We start from the raw sequence: 6,038 nt of genomic DNA, 5'->3' as shown, positions 1-6,038 counted from the left end.
AACCACAACTCGGACACCAGCAGCACCTCCTTGGTGCCGCGATTGAATCAGCCCATCGCCGCCAGCGCAAGCGATTTAATGGGTCCTGAGCCTAGGAGAGTATCATGGGTACGACGAAACCATGGCTGGCACACAACACAGGCGACTTCGGCGAGGCGTTCGCGAACGTCGAGGGGATCGACTTCATGATCGATGACAACCCGTGGGGCTGGTACAACGTCCGAGGACACCGCCCCCTGCGCTTTACCAGCGCGTCAGCGACCTCGTTCATCCCTTGCCCAAATGATCGCTGCCGGCGGGGCGGCTTCGACTTCGGCACCTTCCTCCGGAATCACACCTACGGGTCCAAGATAACAGACATCGACAAATCATACCCCTGCAGTGGTGATGAAGGGACGCCGGCCGGTCGTCGAAAGGGCGACCCGTGCATGAACAGCTTCAAGGTAAAGGGGACCATCACTTACAAGTCCGGCGCAGAATGACATGTCCACCAGCCTGCGCCTCGCCGTTCAGCCTGTGAAAGTGCCGCCTCCGCTCACTGACGAAACTGACAAATCCCTCCGACGGGAAGGCGCGCCCGACTGGATCGAAGACGTCTTGCTTCAAAAGTTGGACGGGCGGCTATGGCATGCGACTACCGAGCGCGCGTGGCGCGCTATTATGGCTGACGGCATCATCAGGCCTGATGCCGAGGCGGTTTATCGAAACGGTTTCTGTCGCTCGATTGGCGCCGTGAGCCTCTTTGACCTCTCCCTGCCCGATCGTGCAGCTCCCGTAGCTGCTACGCATTGGTCGGCATGGCTGGGTGGTTTGGACGATGAGCCCCGATACTGGATTGAGATTGACCGAGCCGCCGTGTCCGAACGACTCCTCACTCCGGCTGAAACGCTTGCCCGGTGGCGCTTGGCGCTGAACGAGGGCTCGCGCACTCTCCGCATCATCGCTGGGCTGGAAGCAGCCCATCAAGGCCCGATTGCGCTCTTGAGCACTTGCCAAGTCCTTCGCCTCACCCGGGGCTGCTTACCCGGCGGTGCCGGTTGATGGCGGGCACTGCACCCGAAGATGCGACGAGGGGTCAACCTGTCTGCGAAGCGGATGAAATCCTCTCTGCCAGCAACGCAATGGCAGATGGCGAAGCATTCGGCCAAGCCGTCCTTAAGAATGTCTTCGAGATCTGGTTCACCCCCGAGATCGAACGCCGCCGCGCGGCGGGGCTCATCGGCGGTGACTTCATACTGATGCTGGCGCAGGCAATCTTTCCAGAAGAGGGTTCGAACGAAATCCGCCTCAACGACGAGGTTCGCGGCATCATGACGGTCGAGTCTCAGCGTCCTATCGATAAGGGAGGCCAAGTGCTGCTTTCCGATCTCGGGGGTGTCCAGGCATTCGAACTTATCGACGAAGAACTGGACTGCGGCCACTTCACGGCCATTCGGCGCGGAGAAAGCAGCAATTGGATGCTGAGCTTCAACGCTCTGGCGGGACGGAAGAAGGCATCCAACCTCGTGCGGTTAGCGGGAGAGTTCTTGGTAACAACCAAACTGTCAATGGAACGCGGCCATAGCGGACCTTCAATCGATAATCTTTTCAGTTGCTGTGAGCTGCTGGCGAAGGCGGAGTTGATCATGCACCGCTTCGATGCAGTAAGGTCAAAGCGCCACGGCGCCATCGGCAGCGCGATCAACCAGTGGGGCAAGCTAGGAAATGTTCATCCGCAGTTCGTCTCGACGATGAACCGCATGTCGAACCTGCGGGCAGCAGCTCGGTATGAAGGTACAACTAACGACGCACACCTGCCGACGCCGAATGAGATCGAGGTGGTCGAAGCCTATTTGACCCACCTTCGGCGGCGCTCATCGGCGAAGCTGGACGACAGCCCGCCAGAAGAAAGCGAAAAGTCTTGATGTCGAGCCACCTGTTAGCGGGTGCACCCTACCGATACCGATCGTACCGCTATAGGCCCCTATCTGCGCTTCGCCTCATTTTTGAGGGAGGGATCGATCATAGTGCTATAGCGTAGATGTAGTGCTCATCTTCATCGGGCGTGGCCGCCATATACCGCCGTTTTTACTACGCCGTGTGGTGTGCAAATTCATTTCAAAGGGCGGATTATGGAGAGCTACGAGGAGAGAAAGAGTCGAAAGCGGGCTCGGCACGACTTGTCAAATTACACAGACGCCTGCCGCAGTTCACGGCGGATTTGGAACGTCGCCTGCCTAGAGAAATCCTGAGGCGATCCAGCCGAGTTCAGTTTCGATCGCGGTACGGTAGGGCGTGACGATCTGTCGAGGAGCGAGGCGCACATATTCCTCGGCGTCAGCTCGGTCGCTGCCCGTGAGCGCATTCAGATGCCGGATCACTTCCTCCTGGGTCGGCACGCGATAGTCGTCGCCAATCTTGGGTTTGAGAGCGGTCCACACCACGCCGTGGATATCATGGTCGATCGCCCATCGGCCGATTGCGGATGCTTCGGTGTGTTCCGATGCGTCAACCGGGCTCCAATAGCCAATACTGTGACGGATGTTCTTGGGCTGGATGCCCTCGCGCAATGCGAGCGCGCGCCGCGCGTCGTCAAGCGTCCGAACTTCCAACGCCGCCCATAGAACAGTGACGGCGGCACGATCGTTGCAGATTACGAGGGTTATGCGCCTGCCGCCGGATTCGCGCGCAAATTCGACCGGCAGATCAGGGCCGTCGGATCGCCACATGCTGGCGACTGGCAAGGCTTTCGGGCACCATATGAGAGAGCCCCATCCGATGCAGACGATCACGGCACGCTCAACCGGCTATTACGATCACGGGATGCGCCCGTGCGTTGGGCGAACCGGGATAACGGGCGACACTCACCTTCTTATTGTCAGCCTGGTCCGGTCGTTTCGGTCCATAGACACTGTCCATGCTAAAGAACAGCGAACCCGAGCTTGTAGTGAGGAAGCCGCTATACCCGTTTTGAATCAGCCCAGTGACAGTTCCGTTGAGCCGCTCGGCGGTCGAATAACAGAGCTGTCCGCACATCTCGACGAGGCGATCCGCTGTAGGCCGGTCATTCGGATCGTAGGAAAGGCAAGCTTCGACGATTGCTTGAAGCTCCTGCGCTAGCGGCCGGAACTGGGCCTTGGACGTCATGAAAGACGGCCAGGCTTTCCGCGTGCGGTTCTGCACATTCACGGCGGCTTGGAGAAAAACTCCGAACGGATAATCTCCGGTCAGCAGGCGAAACATCATCGCGCCCAACGACCAGATATCGGTCGGCGGACCGGGATGATCCCCCGGTTGCCGGAACATCATTTCCGGCGCCATATACGGCAACGCGCCCTTAATGGTCCCGGACGTTGACAGCGTCAGATTTCCGTCCTGGGCCGCTTCTTCCATCAGTTCGTCGGTCAAGGTCGCGATGCCGAAGTCGGTGATCTTGAGTGTGCGAATATTGACGCCCGCCTCGGTCATCACGTTGCTAGGTTTTAGATCGCGGTGAATGACGCCGGCGTGATGGGATGCAGCAATGCCTTTGGAGAGATGGTGGAGGACAAGGGCGCCGAGATAGGGGTCCAAAAGACCATAGCGGTTCATCTTTTCCTCTAGGGTCTCGCCCGGCACGAATTCTTCGATCAGGTAGACTGAAGCATTCTCCTCGACGTAATCGAGCGTCTTAGCGACGTTGTAGTGATTTACCCGAGCAGCAAGGATCGCGCTTTGCTTGAACCGACGCGCCGCCTGACCGGCCTGAGGAGTTTTCAGGGCCACATCTGTTTCGAGAAGCAAATCACGGGCGCTGTACACGTCCTGCATGCCTCCGCGACCAACATGTGCGATAATGCGATATCGGCTGGCCACCAGGTCGTTCACGTTCACGCGATGACCTCCGGATTGGAGATGTCGAAAGTGACGAAAGTTCGCTGCCCGCTCACATTTCCGAACGTTATCACGCAGCAGCCGGGGATGAGAGTCCCGGCCTTGGCCGCCATATTGTTCAAATAGACCGGACCGGTGACCTCGCTGACGACGAAGCCATGTCCGTCATAGCGAACGGTCATGGCCCGGTCGCTACCCACCTTCATAGCGATGCTGGAGCTGGCGGCGTCGAGGGTCTTGGGCTGGTTGTTGATAACAGCGATTGCCCGGTGTCGCTTGTAGAGCAGGTGTTTTTCCATCGCGGCCGCGACTGCGGCCATCGCTGGCCGGTCCGCCGGATTTGCCGCGAGGCAGGAGATGATCAGATCAATCAGATGATCCGGCAGTCCTGCGAGGATTGCGGCAGCGTCCTGCCTGCTTACCGGTTGTGGAGGCCGTTCCTGCAAGGCGGCCGGAACCGCAGTGCTTACCAGCGCCAAGGCAGATACCCCGAACGCATACACGTCAATCGACGTGCTGAAACTGATCGTCGTCTCGCCCCAAAGTTCAGGCGCCATGAATATGGGCGTGCCAATGATGCTTCTGGTGCGATCATCCAGTCCGGTTGATCGCGCGAGACCGAAATCGATAATCTTCACGACGCCTTCGAGATCGACTCTGATGTTATTGGGTTTGAGATCACGATGAATGACGCCTGCTGCGTGAATGTCGCGAAGTCCGCTAGCAATCTGCCACAACGTGCGCATGTAGGCATGATCGACAGTGAACCCGGCATAGGGAAGATCGCTCCCCGCAATGTACTCAAGGACCAGACCGTTGCTGGAGCCGCTGGGCTGTTGGAGCTGCACGACATCGAACAATTGCACCACATGCTTCGAACGAAGCTTTGACAGCGCACGCTGCTCATCGAGCAGCCGGCTGGTTTCCACCCCAGGCTGAAGCGATTTGATCACTACAGATCTGTCGAGATGGGTGTCGCGACATTGGATCACATCACCCATTCCGCCATTCGCCGACGGCCCTGTAGGCTCGTAGCGGTTAGCGATCAGCATCTGTGGGCGCGCCGTGCTCCGGTTGCTCTACCACGATCTCATACTGGACCGCTGCGGCGGGCTCCTTCGCCTTCGACTTCTGGGATTTGCCACGCCGCCGCTTCGGCTGCTCAGGCTGGCGCTGTCCGGCCGGCTGAAGCTCCTGAGCTGATGGCTCAGACTCCGCAACGCCAAGAACGGGGGGCGAAGCGGCCGAGGGACGAGGCTGCTGATCTCCCATGGGAACGATTTGCAGGGATGAGAAGCTATCGGAGAAAATAATCCCATCCGATGCCCTAGGCGCCACGCGGTCATCGCGCTCGGAAAGGTCAAACGCGATAAGCGTGGCATTGTCGGGACTTCCACACCAGCGTGCCGCCGCTGCCGCGCGCTCGGCGAAGGCCCGGATAGAGGGCGCGTGTTCAGCGACCGCGGCCAAGGTTTCGGGGACGATATAGTGGATGCCGTCCGACGTGATCGCATAGCGCGGATGCTCCGATCTACTTTGCTGCACGTGCGGCTGAAGCCCTTCTCCCATGCCAACGAACTGGATGAGTTCTCTGCCGCTTCCGCCAACCGCTTCAACAAGTGTATCATCGGTTGTCAGGCGCTCGACTCCCCGCCCTCTGCCGAAAGCATAGATACGGCTGTCACCCACGTTGGCGATGAACGGGGCGTCGTTCTGCAGGACCAACATGGCCGACAAGGTCGTCCCGCCTTTGCCCGCGGCGAATCGGTACACGGCGTCGTTGGCAACGAGGGCGGCGTCATTCAACGCACGCTCTGCGGACTGGGCGGCGGCGGCGATCAGGCTGGCAGCGAAGGCAGCCACGCCGATCGATGCGCAGGCGGCGCCATCCCGCATCCCGCCCATGCCGTCGGCAACGATGTAAACCCGGGCGGCGGGAAAACCCGGGTGATCCGAAGGTAAGCTGAAAGCGAGCGCCCGATCCTGATTTTCCGAGCGAGTCCCCCCCACGTCCGTCGAAATTAGAGCCGATGAGACAGTCAGAAAATTTGTGGCGCGCGGAAGCGTGGGGCGCTGTAGCCAGGTCAGTAGACGGTCTTGAAACATCAGCCCAATGTGATCAGAAAGCGTGCAACTGTCGAGCAGAGATCAAGTCGGTCGCTACATTGGGCCGGCAGAGGAAACTG

The 6,038-nt window shown here is 59.4% G+C and carries 7 protein-coding genes; 3 read left to right on the top strand and 4 right to left on the bottom strand.

Translation table 11 applies throughout. The annotated features are described in order from the left end of the window. Positions 1-104: 104 nt before the first annotated feature. The 3 genes from EV664_RS10035 to EV664_RS10025 are packed head-to-tail and all read left to right on the top strand — an operon-like array spanning position 105 to position 1,904. Positions 105-482 (top strand): hypothetical protein, encoded by a 378-nt coding sequence (locus EV664_RS10035; RefSeq protein WP_133495559.1) that lies wholly within the window; start codon positions 105-107, stop codon positions 480-482. Between the two features lies 1 nt (position 483). Continuing rightward, positions 484-1,041 carry a hypothetical protein gene (locus EV664_RS10030; protein WP_133495558.1) on the top strand — a complete coding sequence of 186 codons (558 nt, stop codon included), beginning with the start codon at positions 484-486 and terminating at the stop codon, positions 1,039-1,041. Next, positions 1,041-1,904, top strand: coding sequence for a hypothetical protein (locus EV664_RS10025; RefSeq protein WP_133495557.1), 864 nt, complete (start codon positions 1,041-1,043; stop codon positions 1,902-1,904). Before EV664_RS10030 ends, EV664_RS10025 begins: the two co-directional genes overlap by 1 nt. Before the next feature lie 312 nt (positions 1,905-2,216). Here EV664_RS10025 and EV664_RS10020 read toward each other — a convergent pair whose 3' ends face one another. The 4 genes from EV664_RS10020 to EV664_RS10005 are packed head-to-tail and all read right to left on the bottom strand — an operon-like array spanning position 2,217 to position 5,958. Next, a complete protein-coding gene (locus EV664_RS10020) occupies positions 2,217-2,771 on the bottom strand; it encodes a hypothetical protein (RefSeq protein WP_133495556.1) in 555 nt (184 codons plus the stop codon). Positions 2,772-2,778: 7 nt separating this feature from the next. Continuing rightward, positions 2,779-3,852 (bottom strand): serine/threonine-protein kinase, encoded by a 1,074-nt coding sequence (locus EV664_RS10015; protein WP_211338497.1) that lies wholly within the window; start codon positions 3,850-3,852, stop codon positions 2,779-2,781. Next, positions 3,849-4,853, bottom strand: coding sequence for a serine/threonine-protein kinase (locus EV664_RS10010; protein WP_162848818.1), 1,005 nt, complete (start codon positions 4,851-4,853; stop codon positions 3,849-3,851). The genes EV664_RS10015 and EV664_RS10010 overlap by 4 nt, the downstream gene beginning before the upstream one ends. A gap of 37 nt (positions 4,854-4,890) precedes the next feature. Then, a complete protein-coding gene (locus EV664_RS10005; RefSeq protein WP_133495554.1) occupies positions 4,891-5,958 on the bottom strand; it encodes a PP2C family protein-serine/threonine phosphatase in 1,068 nt (355 codons plus the stop codon). Positions 5,959-6,038: the final 80 nt, after the last annotated feature.

Source organism: Stakelama pacifica, assembly GCF_004361835.1.
GTDB classification, from domain to species: domain Bacteria; phylum Pseudomonadota; class Alphaproteobacteria; order Sphingomonadales; family Sphingomonadaceae; genus Sphingomonas; species Sphingomonas pacifica.
Note: the sequence above shows the minus strand (reverse complement) of the source record. Positions and strands in the feature narration are given on the sequence as shown.

Bases quoted from the DNA above. Each gene is read 5' to 3' on its own strand.
- EV664_RS10010 (WP_162848818.1), bottom strand. From the start codon at position 4,853: ATGGGTGATGTGATCCAATGTCGCGACACCCATCTCGACAGATCTGTA.
- EV664_RS10030 (WP_133495558.1), top strand. From the start codon at position 484: ATGTCCACCAGCCTGCGCCTCGCCGTTCAGCCTGTGAAAGTGCCGCCT.
- EV664_RS10025 (WP_133495557.1), top strand. From the start codon at position 1,041: ATGGCGGGCACTGCACCCGAAGATGCGACGAGGGGTCAACCTGTCTGC.
- EV664_RS10005 (WP_133495554.1), bottom strand. From the start codon at position 5,958: ATGTTTCAAGACCGTCTACTGACCTGGCTACAGCGCCCCACGCTTCCG.
- EV664_RS10035 (WP_133495559.1), top strand. From the start codon at position 105: ATGGGTACGACGAAACCATGGCTGGCACACAACACAGGCGACTTCGGC.